Origin of the sequence: Pseudoduganella lurida, from assembly GCF_007830455.1 — a bacterium.
GTDB lineage: Bacteria > Pseudomonadota > Gammaproteobacteria > Burkholderiales > Burkholderiaceae_D > Rugamonas > Rugamonas lurida.
In genome coordinates this window covers 382,335-401,299 of sequence record NZ_VLLB01000001.1, presented here as the reverse complement: position 1 = coordinate 401,299, position 18,965 = coordinate 382,335, and the positions used below count along the sequence as shown (strand labels likewise).

Annotated in this window: 17 protein-coding genes; 1 reads left to right on the top strand and 16 read right to left on the bottom strand. The window is 65.1% G+C overall.

Going from position 1 to position 18,965, the window contains the following annotated elements:
* Position 1: 1 nt before the first annotated feature.
* The 12 genes from IP91_RS01810 to IP91_RS01755 form a co-directional block, all read right to left on the bottom strand.
* Complete coding sequence (locus tag IP91_RS01810; RefSeq protein ID WP_145647059.1) at positions 2-376, bottom strand: TrbI F-type domain-containing protein; 375 nt, start codon at positions 374-376, stop codon at positions 2-4.
* Positions 373-2,961, bottom strand: a complete 2,589-nt coding sequence (gene traC, locus IP91_RS01805) for a type IV secretion system protein TraC (protein WP_145647058.1) — start codon at positions 2,959-2,961, stop codon at positions 373-375. The genes IP91_RS01810 and traC overlap by 4 nt, the downstream gene beginning before the upstream one ends.
* A complete protein-coding gene (gene traV, locus IP91_RS01800; protein ID WP_145647057.1) occupies positions 2,958-3,557 on the bottom strand; it encodes a type IV conjugative transfer system lipoprotein TraV in 600 nt (199 codons plus the stop codon). The genes traC and traV overlap by 4 nt, the downstream gene beginning before the upstream one ends.
* A 2-nt stretch (positions 3,558-3,559) precedes the next feature.
* Positions 3,560-4,309 (bottom strand): DsbC family protein, encoded by a 750-nt coding sequence (locus IP91_RS01795; RefSeq protein ID WP_145647056.1) that lies wholly within the window; start codon positions 4,307-4,309, stop codon positions 3,560-3,562.
* On the bottom strand, positions 4,290-5,555 hold the full coding sequence (locus tag IP91_RS01790; RefSeq protein WP_158643059.1) for a TraB/TrbI/VirB10 family type IV secretion system protein: 1,266 nt from the start codon (positions 5,553-5,555) through the stop codon (positions 4,290-4,292). Before IP91_RS01790 ends, IP91_RS01795 begins: the two co-directional genes overlap by 20 nt.
* A complete protein-coding gene (locus IP91_RS01785; RefSeq protein ID WP_158643058.1) occupies positions 5,548-6,258 on the bottom strand; it encodes a type-F conjugative transfer system secretin TraK in 711 nt (236 codons plus the stop codon). Before IP91_RS01785 ends, IP91_RS01790 begins: the two co-directional genes overlap by 8 nt.
* A 10-nt stretch (positions 6,259-6,268) precedes the next feature.
* Positions 6,269-6,847, bottom strand: coding sequence for a TraE/TraK family type IV conjugative transfer system protein (locus IP91_RS01780; RefSeq protein WP_145647053.1), 579 nt, complete (start codon positions 6,845-6,847; stop codon positions 6,269-6,271).
* Positions 6,848-6,850: 3 nt separating this feature from the next.
* Positions 6,851-7,135 (bottom strand): type IV conjugative transfer system protein TraL, encoded by a 285-nt coding sequence (traL, locus tag IP91_RS01775; protein ID WP_145647052.1) that lies wholly within the window; start codon positions 7,133-7,135, stop codon positions 6,851-6,853.
* Between the two features lie 6 nt (positions 7,136-7,141).
* Positions 7,142-7,480: a TraA family conjugative transfer protein gene (gene traA / locus IP91_RS01770; RefSeq protein WP_145647051.1), complete on the bottom strand. Its 339-nt coding sequence runs from the start codon at positions 7,478-7,480 to the stop codon at positions 7,142-7,144.
* Between the two features lie 12 nt (positions 7,481-7,492).
* Positions 7,493-7,828: an OmpA family protein gene (locus IP91_RS25920; protein ID WP_158643057.1), complete on the bottom strand. Its 336-nt coding sequence runs from the start codon at positions 7,826-7,828 to the stop codon at positions 7,493-7,495.
* Positions 7,829-8,593: 765 nt separating this feature from the next.
* The gene (locus IP91_RS01760; RefSeq protein WP_145647049.1) at positions 8,594-9,028 is read right to left on the bottom strand and encodes a lytic transglycosylase domain-containing protein; all 435 of its coding nucleotides are present in this window, start codon (positions 9,026-9,028) and stop codon (positions 8,594-8,596) included.
* A gap of 243 nt (positions 9,029-9,271) precedes the next feature.
* Complete coding sequence (locus tag IP91_RS01755; protein ID WP_145647048.1) at positions 9,272-9,637, bottom strand: hypothetical protein; 366 nt, start codon at positions 9,635-9,637, stop codon at positions 9,272-9,274.
* An 874-nt stretch (positions 9,638-10,511) separates the two neighbouring features.
* Between IP91_RS01755 and IP91_RS01750 the strand changes: the two genes are divergently transcribed.
* The gene (locus IP91_RS01750) at positions 10,512-12,086 is read left to right on the top strand and encodes a methyl-accepting chemotaxis protein (RefSeq protein WP_145647047.1); all 1,575 of its coding nucleotides are present in this window, start codon (positions 10,512-10,514) and stop codon (positions 12,084-12,086) included.
* 638 nt (positions 12,087-12,724) lie between these two features.
* On the opposite strand, the gene IP91_RS01745 is transcribed toward IP91_RS01750, so the two are convergent.
* From IP91_RS01745 to IP91_RS01730, 4 genes are all read right to left on the bottom strand, one after another.
* Entirely contained in the window at positions 12,725-13,936 is a 1,212-nt protein-coding gene (locus tag IP91_RS01745) for a trypsin-like serine peptidase (protein ID WP_145647046.1), read from the bottom strand.
* A gap of 2 nt (positions 13,937-13,938) precedes the next feature.
* Positions 13,939-14,928 carry a DNA/RNA non-specific endonuclease gene (locus tag IP91_RS01740; protein WP_158643056.1) on the bottom strand — a complete coding sequence of 330 codons (990 nt, stop codon included), beginning with the start codon at positions 14,926-14,928 and terminating at the stop codon, positions 13,939-13,941.
* Between the two features lie 734 nt (positions 14,929-15,662).
* Positions 15,663-17,324: an ATP-binding protein gene (locus tag IP91_RS01735; RefSeq protein ID WP_145647044.1), complete on the bottom strand. Its 1,662-nt coding sequence runs from the start codon at positions 17,322-17,324 to the stop codon at positions 15,663-15,665.
* Positions 17,314-18,801, bottom strand: coding sequence for an ATPase domain-containing protein (locus IP91_RS01730; protein WP_145647043.1), 1,488 nt, complete (start codon positions 18,799-18,801; stop codon positions 17,314-17,316). The genes IP91_RS01735 and IP91_RS01730 overlap by 11 nt, the downstream gene beginning before the upstream one ends.
* Positions 18,802-18,965 lie beyond the last annotated feature (164 nt).

Genomic DNA, 18,965 nt, shown 5'->3' with positions numbered 1-18,965 from the left:
CTCACTGTTGCGACATCAGCTCGATCAGGCGGGGCGTCAGGTCGGGCATCTGGCCGGCAACCACCGCTTCGCGCATCAGCAGCACGCAGCCGCACTGGGTGCTGAGGCGCCGCGCCGCCTCGTCCAGCCGCTGACCGAATGCCGCCGTGCGTGCCAGAGCACGGGCCGTCGTGTCGCCATCGTTCGGCAGGCGCGCCAGCATGGCCGCCGTATCGTGCTGGTATTCCCGCAGGATGCGCGTCAGGTCGACCTGGGCGATCCGCGGTGGCTTCGGCGGTACATGCGCCAGTTCGACGATCAGGATGACCACGGTCAGCGCTGCGCCGACCAGCAGTGCCGCGACTGCGGCGCGGTTGGCGTTCTGGAAGGGCTTCATGCCGAGGCTCCGGCGTCGACAGCGCGGTCACGCAGCACCGCTTCGATGGCCGCAGCCACCGGCATGCCCCGCTCGCGATAATGTTCGACGGCGCGCCAGTCCTGCGGCGCCGTGCTGTAGGCCAGCAGCGAGAACGGATCGAGCAGCAGGCGTCCGACACCGCGCCCCATGGGGGAGCTGACGAAGATGTCGGCGTACAGACCCTGTTCGGTCTTCAGGGACATCAGGATGCGCTTGGTGGCATCGTCCACCTTCAGGCGCCCGCTGGTGGCCAGCTTCTCGATGGATTCCTCCTTCTGGCGCAGCAGGAACAGCCAGTCCGCGTTCTGCAGGGCCGCCTGGGCGGCGGGGCTGTGGTAGTAGTCCTCGACGGACTGGGTCAGCGTGCCGAAGGCGCCGCCGTACTTGCGGGCACGCCGGTAACCTTCCTCGATGAAGCGCCCCGAGTTGGCGCCGGCCATCAGGTCCCATGCCTCGTCGGTCGCGCACAGCTTCCTGCGGTCGCGGCGCTGGCGGTACATGTCCTGCGTGATGCGGAACATCATGATGAACAGCGCGACGCTTTGCAGGTCCTTCTTGGTGTTGAGCTCTTCCAGTTCAAGCACCACCAGGTCGTTGGCAAAATCGATGGTGCAGGGGCCCTCGAAGTAGCGCGCGTACATGCCGTCGCGCGAGTACGGGAACAGCTGGTCGGCCAGGCGGCGCGCATCGCGGTCGCGGTGGCCGCGCAATGACATGACGATGTCGTCGACCGTCATGCCGTTCGCTTCCTTGCGCCAGGCCGCCAGGATGGCAATTTCCAGCAGCGAGCGGTCATGGTCGGTCAGCGTGCCGGACGGCGACGCCATCTGGGCGACCAGGGGCTTGAGCATTTCCATGTCCTCGCCGATGTCGACGATCTGGTCGAACGGATTCATCGAGAAGCGCTCGCGCGGGTGCAGCGTGAATTCGATGAACTGGCCGCCGAAGTGGCTGCAGATCTTCTCGTAGCTGCGGCCGATGTCGATCAGCTTCACCTGGCCGCCAATGCCCAGGTAGCCGGTGGTGATCTCGTTGGCCAGGGCGGACTTGCCGGAGCCGGACGACGCGGCGACGGCAAAATTGTAGTTGCCGCCCGTGTTGTCGAACAGGTCGAGGCCCATCAGCTGGCCGCGCCGCCCGACCAGCTGGATCACCGGCGTGTCGGTGCCTTTCCATTCGGCCAGTGCCGGTGCCAGGTTGACGGCATTGCGCGTGACCTTCCTGGTGACCAGACCCGTGCGACGGTAGAAGCCGGACAGCGCGCCCGTGAAACCGAGCGGGATGGAAGTGAGCAGGGCCGGCACCTGCATGTACTGCTGGCTCACCAGGCTGAAGCCGCGCGAGTTCCACAAAGCCGTGGCGGCCATCTCGGCCGTCTCGATCTCCACGGCGGGCGCCATCAGCAGCAGCTGGTGGTACATCTCGATCTCCCCCAGGCCGTCGGCATAGGAGCGGTTCACCGTGTCCCAATCGGCCTTGACGCCCTGCATTTGCGGCATGAAGCGCGCCATCTGCGACGACGCATTGGTGGTCGCCCGCGCGCCGCGCAGCGTGGCCCCATCGCGCCGCTTGCTGCTGTCGAGGATGTGCACGCCCATCGTCAGGACGAACGGACAGGCGTAGCCGAGCTGCTGCTGGTAGAAGTCGCCGATCAGGTTGCCCATGCCCCAGAGGGGAAATTCGGCCGGGTAGCGGTTCACGATGTACAGGCGGCTGTGCAGCGCCGCTGCCGCGCCGCTCTGGCCGTAGCGCAGCGATTTGCCGTCGTCGCTCGGGGCACACAGGGTGTCGATGTCGACCATCTGGTGGCGCAGCAGCCTGCCCGGATCGTAGGCCGCCGGTATCGCCCAGGGGGTGGCCAGCTGCTTGTCGGGATTGAGCAGGGCGCGGCACCAGCCGATCAGGTCGGCCGGGCCCCAGTTCCAGCCGGCGAATCCGGCTGCCTTCAGCGTGGCGTGCATGGCCTCGCGCAGCTTGACGAGCGCATCGACCAGCGTTGAATCCTGCGGACTGCCGGCCAGCTGCACGGCGAGCACCAGCCGGAAGTCGCGGATCAGGCACGGCATGTGGGGCACCGGCCGGACGCGCGTGTGTGCCAGGTAATGGCTGGCGCGCCGGCGCATCAGGACGCGGTAGACATTGCTGCTGCGGCGCTCGGCGCCCGCGAGGGTGTCGTATGCCACGCCGCGGATCAGGCTCGCGTGCTGGATGCGCGGGCGGATGTCGCTGCTGGCGTACAGGGAGACCTGCAGGCGTGCGCCCACGGGCGCATCACCGAACAGCGGCACCAGGATCTTGATCATCTCCTCGGTGGCCCCCGTCTGCGGCGGCATTTCGATGACGAAGCCCAGCGCCTGCGGCGGGGTGTCACGGTGGCGTGCGCCGCTGTCGAGGACGAACAGGCCGTTGTCCGGCAGATAGGCGTTGTGCGGCAGCAGCGCCGAGAAGCGGTCCGGTCGCGTGAGCGTGCGCAGCGCATGGCGCACCAGGGCATGGTCGTTGCCTGGCCGCGGGCCGCGCAGGTGGCCTGTGGCGCGGGCCACCAGGTCGTGGAGGGCGTTCATCGTGGCTCCTTGTTCGGTTGAGTGGTGGCGGTGGCACGCGCCGCGGCCTGCGCCGTGGCATTGCCACGCACGTCCATGAGGCGCTGGCCAGAGTTGGCTGTCGCGGCTGCGGCGTGCGCGGTGTCAGGGACCGGGGCAGCGCCCGGAGCCGAACCCGGCGCCGCGACAGGATCGGCACGCCGCAGAGCGGGTGCGGCAGCTTCCTTGCGTACTTCGCCGATCAGCCAGCGCCCGGCGTCGATCTGCGTGTACAGGTAGGACTGGTCGTGCAGGGTGCCCTCGTCATCGATCCACGGAGCGATCCAGATGCGCAGCACGCGTGGCTCGCTGCGCAGCGGCTGGCCGGCGCGCGCTGGCGCCAGCGGCAGGAGCGTGTGACCGTTTGGTGCCGCCGCTGTCGGAAGGGACGGCTGTGCTGGCGGGCGGGCGCGCTGTTCCAGATTGGCGTAGACCCCGGACACGGAGGTGCACGTGACGCCGTCGGGCGCCTTACAGGCGAAGCGCGGCGTGGATCCCTGCAGCCCGCTGATCGCCTGGCAGCCGGCGAGCGATGCGATAGCAGCGGCAAGCACGATGGAAGCGGACGGTGTGCGCATGGCTACTCCGAGACCGGTTGCAGGTGGCGTTCGATGGCGGCGCTGTCGAGCGCACCGATGGCGCGCTGGCCGTTCGCGAAAACGAGGTACGGCGTGCCGTCGATGCCATGCGCCGCGGCGAAGGCGGCGATCCGCGCCAGTGGGTTGGCACACGTTGCGGGCGCGAGGGCCTGGCCGTGCACCGCATCACGCCACGCGGCGCTTCGGTCCGGGGCGCACCAGATGGACTGGGCTCGTGCCGGTGCCGTCGGATGCAGGGACGCCAGCGGCAGGAGGAAGGTGTACACGGTGACGTCCGGCACACGATCGAGCGCCTGTTCCAGATGCCGGCAATACGGGCAGTCGGGATCCGCGAACACGGCCACTTGACGGCTGCCGTTGCCGCGCACGGTCCTGATGGCGTCGGCCAGCGGCAGGACGGCGAAGTCCGGACCGTCTGCAGTCGGCGGCACGGGTGATACGGGCGGCGGCGCCGCACTGAGATCGGTCTGCGTGTCCATGTCGACCAGGTGGCCGAACAGGAAGTGACGTCCGTCGGCGGCGACGTAGGCCGACTGGGCGCCCAGCTGGACGAGCCAGATGCCGGGCAGCGGCGTGGCGCGGATGTCGCCGAACAGGGTGCCGGGGTAGCGCGCGGTGAGACGGGCCCGCAAAGCCACGTCATCGTGGGCCGGCTGGGCGGAATAGGCGGGCGTGCAGGCCAGTGCGGTGACCAGCTGCAGGCCGCACGCCTTAATGATCGGGCTGGACATCGGCGTAGACTCCTTCGGACAGAATGACGTCGACCACCCGGTCGGCGTCGATTTCGATGACCGGAAACATTTTTTCGGCGAGCGTGATGTAGTAGTCGGCCAGGCGGTCGAGCGAGCGGCCCACGCCGGTGCCGATGCCCGCCTGGAGGGCCTGGCCGGGCTTGACGGAGCTCGTTGATCCCAGTGGCGACACGGACTGCACGCTCGCCGAGCGTTCCAGGCCCGTGCCGATGCCGCCGACGACGCCGGCCAGCAGGGCATTGCCCAGCACTTGTCCCTGCTTGCTGACCAGGCGTCCACGCATGCCCGCCTTGCCGTCCTCGCCGACGATGAACCCCTTGACGGGCACGTCGAGGACACGGCCGTCGGCACCGACGCACGACAGCGTCTCGGTGCGGATATAGGCCCGCTCGCTGGACAGGTCGCCGTATCCCGCGCCCAGGAGGTGGCAGTATGTCCAGTTGTGGCGGTAGCGGTTCGGCAGCACGGCCAAGTCGTTCAGGCGCAGCAGCACGGGATGGGGATTCGACTGCGCCTGTCCGCCGGTAGGGGCGTCGAGACCGGACAGCAGCGACGCCTGGCCGAACATCCCCGCCGGGAGATACGTGGCGGTCGTGCGTTCCGGCGACTGCGGCGTCGAGTTAGAGCGCGTGGCGGGACTGATCCCTACGCCGGCGGTCGGCGCGGGCGTTTCGGCAGCACGCAGCCGCACGGTCATGATGGACGTCCGCACGGGCGCTGGGGCAGCCGGCGCGGTCGGCTGCGTGGTACCGATTGGTGTCGCGGCCTGCCGCGTTCCCTGCGCCTCTGCCGGGGCCTGGGGCAGCGCGATGACGGGATCGGAAGGGCGGCCCGGCGGGTACTGGTTGGCGACGCTCCGTTCGTAGGCGCGCAGCCGTTCGTCGAGGTCGCTCTCGGTGAGACGTTGCGTCGGCGGCGGCGCAATCCCTGACGGGTCCAGCTTGCGTTTGGCATCGCGCTGTTCGGTTTCCAGTGCGGACAGCTTGCCTTCCAGGTTGGCCAGGCGGCTGTCGGAGACGCCGCGCCAGGCATCGGCCGGCGCGACCTGTTCGCCTGGGGCGATATAGGAGCGCGTGCGCAGGTCGGTCTTGGTGGGCTGAGCGGGTTCGTCGCCGCCCGACAGCAGGACGCCGACGGAGGCGACCCCGAAGATGCCGGCCGCGATTCCGATGGCGGTGAGGATCTGGCGCCGGCGGGCGCGCTCGGTGCTGGTGAGCTCAGTCATCGCCATGCCTTTCGCGCACCACATACACGGCCGTGCCTTCGCCGGGTGCGAGCGAGTGCAGGTCGATGGCGATCGCGTTGACGCCGGGGTGGTAGAGCTCGCGTTCTTCCAGGACCATGGGGTCCGGACTGCGGTTCGTGACGAGATAGCGTTCGGCCACCAGGTCGCGCGTGAGCAGTTGGCGCTGCAGCGTCATGGCCGCTTCGCGCCACAGCAGGCGCGGCGTCGATACTTCGCGCAGGTCGGCATCGGGCGGCACCTCGTCGCCGGCCAGGGCGGCCAGCAGTCGGCGCTGGGCGCGCACGTGCGTGTCGGCGTGCGGTGCCGTGCGTTGCGCAACGGCGGTGGACGCGGTGCGCAGGATGATCGAATCGGCAGGGATGTCGGCCGGCTGCAGCAGCAGGGTGACGGTGGCACCGTCCGTCGTCGTCAGGAACGCGTTGATGGGCTTGTCGGCGCCTTCGGGCAGCGATACGAACAACTGGCCGGTGTCCTCGTCGGCATCGACGTGCAGCTCACCATCCTTCGCACGCAGCACGGCGATGCGGCCGCGATCGAGGGCGATGCGAGTCAGTTCACGCTTGCTGACCTTGGCGTAGACGACGCCCGCGTCGCGTGCGTCGATGATCTGGGCGCATGTGCCCGGGATGGCGACGAACAGGGACGCGCAGAGCGCCGCTGCGCTGAGACGTCGGACTGTCACGCGAATGCTGTCAGGGTTTGAAAGTGTGTGGGTCATGGGGAGTCACCTTGTCGTGTTTGCTGACGTAGAAGCGGCCGTCGCTGTACTCGAATTCGATGAGGTATGTCTGTGGTGCGCGAAACGGCTTGTCGTTCACCAGCGTGGTCAGCACGCCGTCGAGGACGACGCGGCGGCGGTGGGCATCGGTGTGCATCTCGCGCACCGAGAAGGTCTGCGCCACGCCATCGCGCTTGATGCGGGCCGTTTCGACATCGCACTGGCCCTTGTAGCGGGCACGGTCACGCGCCACGACGTACTTCAGGTACTGCCGGCACGCGGCATCGACCGTGTCGGGCGTGACGTTCAGCGGCAGCCCGTTGATGAACTGGCCCAGGTCCTCGAAATACTCCGGCGACGCCTCGGCACCGGCCAGCCAGAACGGCCGGCTGATCTCGGGCGGCAGGAAATACTGACGCTCGTTGCCGGCCTGGCGGGCGATGCTGCAGGCCTGCACGATGGCGAGGACGATGCAGCCGCCCAGCGCCACCTGCAGCTTGCGGATGCCGGAACGGGCCTTGTCCAGCGCGTTGATGAATTCATCGCCATCCATGGCTCACCCGATGAACTGGCGGACGGAGGACGGTGGCAGCTGCGGGCAGGGCAGCAGCCAGTCGCCGGGCAGGAACCAGTACATCAGGTGCGCGATGTACATGCGGTGCTTGCGCGACTTGTGGCGGCCGTACCAGCGCGCCGCGATCACACCGACGGCGACCCCGAACAGCATCAGGTCGGACAGGATGCCGAACAGGATCGCCACCATGAACACCAGGCCCTGGTCGAAGTCCCACCACAACAGCTTCGGTGGACCATCGTGCAGCTGGGGGATGGCGTAGTCCATGGCTGCTCATACCTGGGCCGACAGCACCGATTCCTGCAGCTCGGGACCGAAGCCGATGATCAGGGCGAGGATCAGGCCATAGATGGCCGGCATCATGTTCTGCCGACCGGCAGAGACCCCGATCCCCAGCAGGAAGGCAAACGCGGCGATGGTCTTGCCCAGGTAGCCCTTGGACCAGCCCATGAACTTGTCGTACAGCTCGCGGAATTCCTCGCCGGTGGTGCCGGCGTCCGCGCTCGACATGAGCAGGCAGCACAGGATGGCGGCAAACAGCAGCAGGTACAGGACGCGGCGGGTGATCGTGATCCTGGGGAGTGCCAGATGTGGCAGGGCGACGGCATGCATGATGTGCTCCTTTCATGGGCGGGTGGGTGAAGCGGTGAAGCGAACCGTCGCGCGACGCTGGCGCGCCCGGTCCGTGCTGGCTTGCGGCGACGTCGCGGCGATGTCGTACTCGGTCGTGATGCGCGCGGCGGGCAACGTGTGGCGCACGGCCTGCCCGATGGCACGCGCACGCGCCGCTGCCACGCGTTGGCGTGCTGCCGGTGTGCCGCGCTTGTCGGCGCGGGCGGTGATGACGATGGCGGCATGCGGATGACGCAGCACGGCAGCTTTCAGCGCGCTACGACCCGCGTGGGTCAGGTGGATCGCATTGAAGGGGAACGCGATGTCGATCTGGAACGGCGGCGTCACAGCGTTCGATCGCTGCGCTGTGGATGATGTGCCAGGCATCTGCGTCACGGACAGGACATCGGCGGAGGTGATCGGACTCTTCGGCGTGGCGCGAGGGCAGGTTGTATCGTCACAGGCGAGATAGCGTCCATGCGGACCATGGCGCAGCTGGGCAAAGGCGAGACGCGTCGGCGCTGCCGCTTGCACTGGCCCACGGGCTGACATTGACGCGGGCACGGTCGCCGCCGGTGACGCGCCGCAGCCGGCGAGGGCACATGCCAGCAGTGCGGTGAGCGCAGCGCGTGCGATGCGCGCAGCGCAGTTCGGGGACACCTGATCGACGTGTCCCGGCATGGTCGAACGCGGCCACCTGCCGTGACACTTCGGCGAAGGCACGGGAACATGCGGCTGCCCTGGTCGGCATTCCTGATGCGTTGTGTCGGTCGGTATGGTGCTCGTGGCTTGCATGGCCGCCCCACTGAAAAAGTGATCGATCTGGTGGAATCGATGTTATTCAGTAGCGGACTGAGCCTGTTTGTCGGGGCGCAGCGCACGCGACCTGTCGGGCTGAGCTGAATCAACGTCCTGTGCAGATAAGACGGCGATAAGGTTTTGTCTCAGGTGAGACGGGAGGGAATTGTGCGGGTGCAGACGGAGCAGTGATCACAACGGTGTTTTCCGTACCGGGCGAGGCGGGTCCTGGCGTGCACAGGGAACCTTCTCCGCGCTTGCGATGTCGTCCGCGTAGAGCGCGTCGGCAATGTGCAATGTGCATCCCCGAAGGTGCTACCTGGCCCCTTGATGGGTGCTTGCCGGGACGGTGGCCATCCGGGTTGCGATGCGGTGGGCGTAGCGGACGCGCTTTGCTTCTGTGGTGGCGTTGTACGCACCGACAGCCTGCCAGGTGTTGCCGTGGAGGGCGATGTTGTGCGCCAGGATCCATGCTCCCACGTGGATGTTGGTGCAGGGATCGAGCAGATGGCGTTCAGTGATGCCGAAGCGCCGCGTCAGCATCGGCAGCCACGACGAATTGATGCCCATGCAGCCGATGTCATAGGTGCCGTTACGGTTGGTGGCATGGCGCGGCGTACAGCGACCACCGGATTCCTGCTCCACGACGGCCCGCACAAGCGGGACTGGGTGTCCGAATGTGCTGGCCGCGGATCGAATGCAGTCGTGCAGCATGGTCGGCGAAGCGCATGCAAAGCGCGATGCTGCCATGAGGACTGCGCCAGTCAGAAGGGCGCTGGTCTGCAGCGTCGGTTGCCTCGGCCGCCAGCCGTGTCGCGCGGCGGCCTGGCCACATGCCGCCGCACGCGGCGTTGGACTCGCATTCAATGTCGTGGTGGTCATGGGGCAACGACGTTCGGGTGGAGGTGGTTGCAGTGGCAGCAACAGCGGTGTGACTCCGGATCGATCTACCGCCGTTCCAGCGATGGGCGGATGGGACGTTGGCCGATGCACTCAGTCGGTCAGGGGGCGGCGAGGAACCAGTTGGGCGTCCTGGTACGCCGGTCCAAGGCTGGCGCCTGGCAGATGCGTCGCGATCCAGCTGCGCAGGGCCTGCGCGGCAACGTGATCATTTGCCGCTGCTGATGCGGTCGTCGCATCGTTCGAATCGCAACGCAGGGCACCCATGTCGCGATCGCGAATGAAAACCAGGATCAGCGGTGATCCATTGGGTGACAACGCCTGCACGGTGCCGCAGCCGGTCGCCATGGCATCCTCCAGCGCCAGACGCATGGCGCCCAGCGCCTCGGGATTGCCGGCGATGCCGCCGGTTCCATCGCTTTCGGTGGGTGCGCGCATCGATAACATCGGGGTCATCATTGTCTCCTTTTTCATTGATTTGTAGGAAGCTGGACGTGCGGTGATATTGCATCGATGAGGACGGTCTGCATTGCTGTCTCTGCGGGGCGCCGCGCGTACAGCGGAGCGCGGCGCCTCTCAGGCACACTGCCTCCCTGGCTCAGCCGATGCTCTCAGAAAATACATCTGTGTGGAACCGGATTGCCACGCCACTGCGGACTGTCCGAGGCATCATCCGTGCAGGGATGGCGGATCTCGCGTCTGCCTTGCGCCGTACGGATGGCTGTTCGAATTTGGCCTCGCGCAGTGGGGGGCATCGTGTCACGGTAGAGCTCGCTAATATTGATCGTAGCGCAAAGCTATTGCCGAAAATGCCATTCATTTGTGTGCGCGCAATGGATGAGTGGGCGCGGGCGGAACCATCCGTTCCGTCGAATCGGACGCCTTGACGCAAAGCGCGATGTTTACCCGTCTGCCGATCCCATCCAGCAACGCTGATTGCCCCCAATGTGGCACTGCGCTCCTTGCGCTCCGGTGCGATGGCAGCGTCTCCTAGGATGGACTCCGGTTGCCAAGGTGACGGTGACACAAGGCAGTCACGCCTCCATCGGATTTCCATCGGCCAGACGCGCCCAGCCCACGTGCACGGCCACAGCGGAGTGCGCGAGCGTCGGCTCCCATAGCTCGCCCGCAGCGCGATCCCGCGCACTGGTTTGTTCGCCAATCCCAGGCCCGGGCACGTGGCACGCCATGGTCAAGTGCGGTGCGTTGTTTGTTGGTTCTCATCGGCAATAAATCTATTGTCGAGCCTGTCCAGGACGATACAATGTGAGAGATTTTTGTTTGCCTCCCACTGCCCAGCCCCCGCAGCCGCCCTCGCCAATGTGGATATGTTATGAAACTCGCTAATCTTAAAATTGGCGTGCGGCTGATGCTGCTTGCCGGATTCTTCTTGCTGACCGTCGTGCTGGTTGGCCTCACGGGGTGGCAGGCCATGCGCGACATGAATGTGCGGAACACGGCCGGCCTGACGGAAGCCAGCACGCTGCTGCATGCTGTCGATGCGGCGCGTTCGGCCCAGGTGGAATTCAAGATCCAGGTGCAGGAATGGAAGAACATCCTGCTGCGCGGTCAGGATCCGGCGCAGTTGCAGAAATACACCGCGGCGTTTGGCGCCAGCTCGCGCAAGACGGCCGGCCAGCTGACGGAGCTGAAGGCGGCCATGGACGCGCTGCGCTTGCCGGTCGAGCAGGTCGACGAGGCACTATCCTTGCACGCCGATCTCGAGCGAAAGTACCTGGCCGCGTTAGCCAGTTATGACGCGGCCGACGGCGACAGTGCGCATCGGGTCGACGCGCTCGTCAAGGGGATGGACCGCGCGCCCACCGAACGGATCGACGCTATCGTGGCGCTGATCGAGAAGGCCGCGACGGCCCGTGTTGCCGCAGTACAGACCGAAAATGACGCCGCTTACGGTCGTTCGGTGTCGATCCTGCTGGTGTTGCTGGTCGCCACGGTGGCGATCGGCGCCGTCATCGTCACCACGCTGATCCGCGGTATTACGGTGCCGCTGGGCCAGGCGCTCAACATGGCGCAGGAGGTGGCGGGAGGCGACCTGCGTGCGGACGTGCGGAGCACGCGACGGGACGAGATCGGTGATCTGCTGCGCGCGCTGTCGCAGATGAGCGCAAACCTGTCGCGCATTGTCGCGCAGGTGCGGCAGGGGACGCAGGCGATCGCGGTGGCCTCCGCCGAAATCGCGCATGGCAATGCGGACCTGTCGTCGCGCACGGAAGCCCAGGCGGGCACGCTGGAAGAAACGGCCTCGTCGATGGTGGAGTTGACCAGCACTGTGCGCCAGAACAGCGACAACGCCGGCACGGCGGCGCAACTGGCAGAACAGGCCACCAGCGTGTCGACGCGGGGCAGCGCGACCGTGGCCCAGGCGGTGGTCACGATGGGGGCCATCAATGGCACTTCCGAGAAGATCGGCGAGATCATCGGTGTGATCGACGGCATCGCATTCCAGACCAATATCCTGGCGCTGAACGCTGCGGTGGAAGCGGCACGTGCCGGTGAGCAGGGGCGCGGGTTCGCCGTCGTCGCCAGCGAAGTGCGGGCGCTCGCGCAGCGCTCGGGGGTGGCGGCCCGGGAGATTCGTGCGCTGATCACCACGTCCATTCAGGAAGTGGCGGCCGGCCGCGCCCTGGTCGACCATGCCGGCAGCACGATGCAGGAGGTGCTGTCGAGCGTGCGCCAGGTCGCGGCGGTGGTGCAGGCGATTGCGCTGGCCAGTGGCGAGCAGCAGGATGGCATCGAGCAGATCGGCGCGGCCATCGCGCATATCGATGGCGTGACCCAGCAGAATGCGGCGCTGGTCGAGGAAGCAGCGGCAGCCGCCGAAGCGTTGCGCGAACAGGCACGTCAGCTGGACGATTCGGTTGCCATTTTCAAGCTGCGCGCGGCGTAGGCGCGGCATCACGCGCTGTTTCTTCGCTGCGCCGGATTCAGCGTTGTCAAAGTCTCGATGAGCGCCGTTGACCTGTTTATCGCCGGATGAGTGATGTCGACAGAATGCATTGGCGCGGCCCTCGTGCCTTGGCGTGATCTGCTGGTCTCCTCCGTTGTCTGGAGGACTGGCCACATGCCCTGCGGCGACTGTTTTTTTGGCGCTCGACGGCCACGTGGAACCCGAGGGGCGTACGGCGGAGTAATCGCAATGAATGCGCGGACCGCTGCCCGGCGCCGATGGGTCACGGCAGCGTCGCGAAGCTTCCTACAATGCGCAGCATGCCTGCCATCTCGAAGTGTTGCCGCGTTAAATCCTTCCCGTGCCACATCCTTCCGTTTTCCTGTTGCACCGCACGCTGGCGTGGGGCCCTCACCAGTACCATCATCCGACATGGTCCGACGAGCCTCATCCACTTGCCTCATGCGGCACATCCTGCCGATCTGCTCACGGGCGGTGCGGCAAGGTGGCGGGCGCCGCTGCCGTGGCACGCCAGAACAATCACTTCGTCATTCGCAGTTTGAGGCGGGCGTATGGCAGCGCTGCGATCGGTGCCGACAGTGTCCGGCCTACCCGGCCAGCGACCCGCCCGGGTTGGGCTAGTCGGGGGTGCCGTACGCGGGCTTCGGGGACTGGTGTGATGGACCTTGCTCGGACACCGGTACCCGGCCAACCAGGTCACCCGGCACGGGAGCGAGGCGGGTGGCGAGCAGTTGTCTGAGACGGCTTGCCCCGCTCTCGGACAGGGTCTGCGGGCCGGCAATGGGTGCGCCGCTCTGGACGTCCACCAGGGTCTGCGCGAGGTGCTGCAGAATGCGGCTGATGCGGATGCCTTCGTTCAGGCCCCTGAACTGGATCCGGCCCGCGCCTTGTGCCGGGTCCCAGGGCTGGTCCTCCAGGTTCAGGATCTGGCCGGCCTCGTTGCGCGCGATCTCCGACGAGTGGTGCAGGGCGACCGCCTCCCACTGGCGGTTGAAGACCGGCGAGCCCGAGGAACCGCTGTTGGTGTCGGCTTCGTAGACCAGGTAGGGCGACGCCTCGTCGCGTTCGATCAGGCGGTTCTCGTTCAGCACGACCTGCTTGGCCTGGCCCAGCGGGTGCTGGATGATGAAGACGGCTTCGCCCGCCGCGATCTTGCCCAGTTCCGCGGTGAGGCGGTTGTAGCCGTAGTCCTCGATCCTGGCCTTGCCGTCGGTGCTGACCGCCTTCACGGCCACCAGCACGTAGTCCAGCACATCCCAGGGGCTGGAGAGCAGCAGCGTCGTCGGGTCCAGGGCGAACGTGGCGGTCTGGCGCAGGGAACCGTCGAACTGCTCCTCGAAGTCGAACAGGGCGGAGGAGTGCGGGGCGATCGCCTGCAGCGGCTCGCGGCCCATGTCCGACCAGTCCAGCACGTGGGCGTTGGTCAGCAGCAGGCCCGGGCCGACCAGGAAACCGGTGCCCTCCATCTCGGCGCCGGCAGCGGAGCGGGCCTTGATCTTGGCGACGGTGCGGCGCAGTTCGGCGCCACGCTGCAGGAACCAGACCGGCAGGAAGTCGGGATGGCCGATCAGCCGTTCCAGCTGGCGCTGGGTGTTCGCGCTCCACTGCTGGACATCGGGCTGCGCCCGGATTTCCTGCACCGCCTCCGCATCGAACTGCTTTGCCAGGAGCGGTGTGTGGACCAGGCGGTTGGCGCGCAACGTCGTGATCGCGGGATCGATCAGTCGCACCGTGCTGGTGGCCACGTGATCGTAGACGCGGGTGATTGCCGCGCTCTTTTGCCGCAGGCGGGCGCTGGCCCCCGTGTACACGGGACGCAGTTCGTCCATGGTCAGGCCGCGATGATGTCGCTGACCGAGTACAGCTGGCGGCGCCCGGCCCCTTGTGCCGCCACTTCCAGGCCGGGGCGAGGTGCCAGCGGCACTTCGGCGTCGACGAGGTGGGAGAAGTCGAGCCCGGTGCGATCGATGATCTCCTGGACCGTGACCTGCCACGTCGCCGGTGTGAACCGTTCCAGGCCGTCCAGCAAGTCTTCCTGGCCCAGGAGGTAGGCCGACACGGTGAGCTGGTCGTCGTCCGTCACGTAGGCGGCGATCTTCCAGAAGTGCCGCGGAATGCGCACGCCGCGATACAGGGGATCGTCGTCCGTCATCACGGGTCCCGTGAAGATCGTCAACGCGCGGCGTGCGCCGGTCGCCTGGCCCAGCAGGTAGTTTTCGATGCCCTGCCAGGTCTCGTCGTTCTGGTTGAAGTCGGCGTGCTGCGGCGAGCAGTTGGTGAAGTGGAAGGTGTCGTTGTTGGCGCGCACGGCATCCTCGCCCCAGGCCGGATCCAGGCGGCGCACCAGGTGGCCACGATCCAGGGCGTTGCGGGCGTACAAGTCCTCGCCGATCTGCTCGGACTCGGCGATGCGCGGATCGAAGTACCACGTGTCGCTGGCGCGCTTCGGTTTTTTCGACTGCGCGCCGTCGATATTGACGGCAGTATAGTAGGCCAGCTGGCGGCGCCGGTTCATGACGATCGAGAAGTGGTGGTAGGGCAGGACTGTCGCATCCTGTCCCGGCTTGGCGAGGGTATTCTTGGCGGCGTTGCGGCGTTGTTCTTCGTTCAGCGTCGGCAAGGCGACGGCCATGCCCAGGAAGTCGTCCCGGTAACCCTGGCGCTCTGCATAATTCTGTTCGATGTCGACCCGCTCCAGGCCGGCGCTCCCGGTCTCGCCCGTACCTGTCGCGGCGGTCAGCAAGCTGGCAGGCGTCGCGTGGGGCGTCTCGCCGAGCGAGAGGGTGATGGTCAGGGGCACCTGCAGTTGGATCGAGCTCATCGTTGCTCCGGCAGTGAGTGAGGGAGCCCCTACTATCAGATTTAAATATCCTTTCGTCAACGTGGAAGTTTTCATCGTGCTTGCCGTCCGACATGAATGCGTGATCGCGTCTCCGATCCGCGTGCTGCAATATTGGCCTGGGTATCTCTCGCATCGCACCGACTGGGTGTGCTGTTCAGTTCAAATCCATCATTCGATTGCCAAATGGGGCGTGCAGCCGGCTTGCTCAACCGGATCCTAAGGAAGTAGGGCGATCTTCATGAGTATCGCGCCCTGCAACACCGATGGCGAAGCCAAGCCACGGCAGCGACTTAAAGCAATAGCGTATCGAGATGGGGAGCGAGCGCGCCGGGTACCATGGGGGCTATGTATGAGGTAATGTATGGCGCGGCGACAGCGGCGCCGGGCCGCAGCGGGGCACAGCGAATTGCCTGGTTGCGCCCATGCCCATGACACAGATGCCCATGCCGAGCAGTCGAAGCCGCCCGTGCGAAGGTCGAATGAGAGCAGGGTCAGGTGTTGTCCCGTGGCGGGTCCAGGCATTTTGTGCTCAGACGTGCGCCCGGCAGCGCTGAAGCCGCATCGGCGCACTTCAACGGAAGGCGCTTATTGAAAGCAGTGTCTCTTCATCGGTGAGGTTCAGGCTTGCTGAAGACGGAGAACACTGGTGGCCGGGGAACAGCGCCGTGGTGCTAGCGGTTCTTCCTGACCTGCGACCGCATCGCCGCGTGGGCTCAACGTCCGGAACGGGACTTGTGGAGCGCTTTGGTGAAGGCTTCTTCGATTGTCGCGATCGTAAAAGGCTTGCGCACAAAATGAACGTCAAGTTCGCGTAGTCGCTCTGGCGACAGCATGTAACCGCTGGTCAGAACCACTGGCATATGTGGGTGATTCGCGGCAATCCAGCGAGCCAACTCGATGCCATCCATTTGGCCAGGCATGATCACGTCGGAGCAAACGATTTCGATCTCCGAAAAATCCGCGGTGATCGCATCGTCGGCACTGATCACCCATTTCACCTGCGCGCCGATCGCACGCAGGATTGCAACCGTCGATTCCGCCACATTGGCATCGTCCTCTACGTACAGGACCCTTACGCCTGCAAGGCCGTCATTGTTGAACCCATGTTGAATGTCTGGCGCGGCCACCTTTTCCAGACTGCGTGGCAACAGCATCCCGACCGTGGTGCCGACGCTCTCGCGCCGGAGGAAGGCAAGCCCGCCGCTCTGGATGGCGAACCCATAAACCTGCGAGAGCCCGAGGCCGGTCCCCTTGCCGACCGCTTTGGTCGTGAAAAACGGTTCAAACGCCTGGCGTGCGGTTTCTTCCGTCATTCCCTCACCATTATCCGTCACGGAGAGGCTCACAAATTCGCCATGCAGGTACCCGCCTTCGGGGAGCGCGACGTCTGGCAATCGCCAGTTGCGCGCGTGGAGGGTCAGGATTCCGCCGTTCGGCATGGCGTCCCGCGCGTTACCTACGATATTCAGTACCGCGGCGTCCAGTTGTGCCGGATCGACCAGCACTGACCATACGAAGGGGTCGACCTCCTGGCGCAGCTCTATCTCGGCGCTTAAGGTGCGCAGAATCATCTCGGACGTGGCGTGCAGATGCGCACGAATGTCCAGCGCGATGCTGGATAGCGGCTGGCGCCGCGCGTACGCCAACAGCTGCTGAGTCAGTGAGGCCCCATGGCTGGTGGCGCGACGGATGCCATCCAATGCGCGTGTGACACGCGTGTCGGGCGAGGACGTCAAGACCAGGCGGAGCAGTGTTTCGCTGCCCGCAACGACCTGCAACATATTGTTGAAATCGTGAGCGATCCCGCCCGTAAGCTGGCCGAGCGATTCGAGCCGTCGTGCCTCGGCCAGCGCGTGCTCGGCGCGACGTCGCTCGCTGACCTCGTGTTCAAGCATGCGGGTCCGTTCCGCCACGGTCGACTCGAGTCGGTCGGCATGTCCGGCCAATTCTTCAAGCTGGTCGCGTACCGCAAATTGAAGACGCCGCGTGCGCAGCGCCGAGCGGATCGCCATCGCTAGGACCAGGCGGCTCATGGGGCGTGTCAACAGGATGACGTTGCCGACACCCGCGAGACGGTCGAACCGCTCACTGTCGATCTCGCGGCGATCAGCTGCCGCCAACACCAGAATCGGCACATCGGACCACACGCGCTGCCTGTTCAAGGCTGCACTCAAGTCTTGAAGTGAACATTTCGCCAGGCCTTCTTCTGTGACGATCACGGCGAGAGCGGAATCGTCCAGCGCTTTATAGAATCCGTCCGCATCCGTGCACAGGTTGGCGCGCTCTCGTTCGTCTTCGATAATGCCACGCAAGGCCGCACCATCGCCCTCCAGTGGGGCGAATACCACCACCGACTGATGCAATTCAGACGCCAACGGCAGTCGCTCCTATCTCACGGTCAGCTGCCTGGACAGGTCCCCCAATGCGGATACCTTCGTTGGTGAGTTCAAGCTCGCGGATCTCGTGCTCGTGCTGACCCTGACGTTTTTTAAAGACGCATATCGCCTTGCACACGACATTGTCTCGCTCGTAGTAGCGCATGGAAATAATGTTGTCGGTAATGATACTGACCGCATCTGGCTCCTTGGAGGTGTCGAGCCGTGCGGAGTGCGCGCCCACCACGACTACCATCACACTCATATTGCTCAAGTAAGAGAACAATTCATTCATCTGTGGCAGCAAGGATTTCTCTTCACGAATCACGTCCAGATAGGAATTGATACTATCGATGATTACCAGCCTCACGTCCTGGTCTTCCACCATGCGCCTGACGTTCCAGATGAACTGTCCTGGTGAGATACGCGATGGATTGACACGACGCTGGAAAAACCGGTGCGACTCGCTTCCGGCTTGGTTGTCTTCGTCGTCGGCTGAGCCGTCCGATGCTTTGCCCTCACCCATGCTCAGTACCATTCGGGACTGCAGGGTGGTTTCGGATTCATCGAAATTGAAGTAGGCGGCCCTATATCCGGCTTTTACCGCGGCTGCCGCATACTGCAGTGCGAGCGTGGTTTTCCCGATACCGGAGGGGCCTAGGATCATGGTTGAACTACCCGCCGTCAGCGGTCCGCCAAATAAATCGTCCAAGGCACCGACGCCGCTGAATACCTCGGTTTTGTCGTTCGCCCGGTGATGCTCCTTAGCGATCAGACTGGGGAATACCAGTATCTCTCCAGTCTCAATGGCGTAGTCGTGCCAACCACTCTGGAAATCGCCTCCGCGTAGCTTGACAACGTGTAGCCGGCGTCGCGCCGCACCAAAACTTCGCTCGTCGTATTCCAGGGTGATCACACCGTGTACTGCGCTTTGTAGTTCGAATTCGCGACCGTCAGAAGTGATATCGTCCAGTAGAACGACCGTGGCACCAACCTTGCTCAGGCGTTCGCGCAGAGCGATGACCTGACGCCGATAATGCGCGCTGTCGCGAGCCAGCAGGCGAATCTCCACCATGGAATCGATCACCACGCGGACCGCCGCAGCCTGCTCAACCTTGGCACCAATGCGCTCGACCAAACCGTTCAATTCATTGTCGGTAGGTAATAGAATGGTCTGTGGACTCGGCGTGTCGGGCAATGGAATCATCTCCACGATGTCGATATCTCCGAGCGACCAGCCGTGACTTGCAGCAGTCTGCCGCAACTCGTCCTCAGCTTCAGACAAACTCAGGTACAAACACTTCTGACCTGCCTCTTTCCCCTCGATCAAGTAGCGCAACCCGAACGTCGTCTTTCCTGTACCAGGCCGTCCTTCGATCAGATGGATCCGATTACGCAATAAGCCCCCATGCAGCACCGAATCGAGTTCAGGAATGCCGGTGCGAATTCGCTCTGTGGGTATGAACATATCTGTCATCACGCTCTTCTGAAATGTTATTCACCTACCTGCTCAAGTTCTTCGTCTCTGCCGCTACGTACTCAGCATTGTTGCATTAACCGCCTGGTCCCGAACGTTGACGAACGCACAATTCCAAGCGAAATCAATGATTCAATCGGGGCGGCGGCCTGACTGCCGGATGA

Coding starts and splice junctions, on each gene's coding strand:
- IP91_RS01730 (WP_145647043.1), bottom strand. CDS start 18,801: ATGACAGATATGTTCATACCCACAGAGCGAATTCGCACCGGCATTCCT.
- traL (WP_145647052.1), bottom strand. CDS start 7,135: ATGGACTACGCCATCCCCCAGCTGCACGATGGTCCACCGAAGCTGTTG.
- IP91_RS01790 (WP_158643059.1), bottom strand. CDS start 5,555: ATGACTGAGCTCACCAGCACCGAGCGCGCCCGCCGGCGCCAGATCCTC.
- IP91_RS01810 (WP_145647059.1), bottom strand. CDS start 376: ATGAAGCCCTTCCAGAACGCCAACCGCGCCGCAGTCGCGGCACTGCTG.
- IP91_RS01745 (WP_145647046.1), bottom strand. CDS start 13,936: ATGGACGAACTGCGTCCCGTGTACACGGGGGCCAGCGCCCGCCTGCGG.
- traC (WP_145647058.1), bottom strand. CDS start 2,961: ATGAACGCCCTCCACGACCTGGTGGCCCGCGCCACAGGCCACCTGCGC.
- IP91_RS01795 (WP_145647056.1), bottom strand. CDS start 4,309: ATGTCCAGCCCGATCATTAAGGCGTGCGGCCTGCAGCTGGTCACCGCA.
- IP91_RS01780 (WP_145647053.1), bottom strand. CDS start 6,847: ATGGATGGCGATGAATTCATCAACGCGCTGGACAAGGCCCGTTCCGGC.
- IP91_RS01740 (WP_158643056.1), bottom strand. CDS start 14,928: ATGAGCTCGATCCAACTGCAGGTGCCCCTGACCATCACCCTCTCGCTC.
- traA (WP_145647051.1), bottom strand. CDS start 7,480: ATGCATGCCGTCGCCCTGCCACATCTGGCACTCCCCAGGATCACGATC.
- IP91_RS01750 (WP_145647047.1), top strand. CDS start 10,512: ATGAAACTCGCTAATCTTAAAATTGGCGTGCGGCTGATGCTGCTTGCC.
- IP91_RS01755 (WP_145647048.1), bottom strand. CDS start 9,637: ATGATGACCCCGATGTTATCGATGCGCGCACCCACCGAAAGCGATGGA.
- traV (WP_145647057.1), bottom strand. CDS start 3,557: ATGCGCACACCGTCCGCTTCCATCGTGCTTGCCGCTGCTATCGCATCG.
- IP91_RS01760 (WP_145647049.1), bottom strand. CDS start 9,028: ATGGCAGCATCGCGCTTTGCATGCGCTTCGCCGACCATGCTGCACGAC.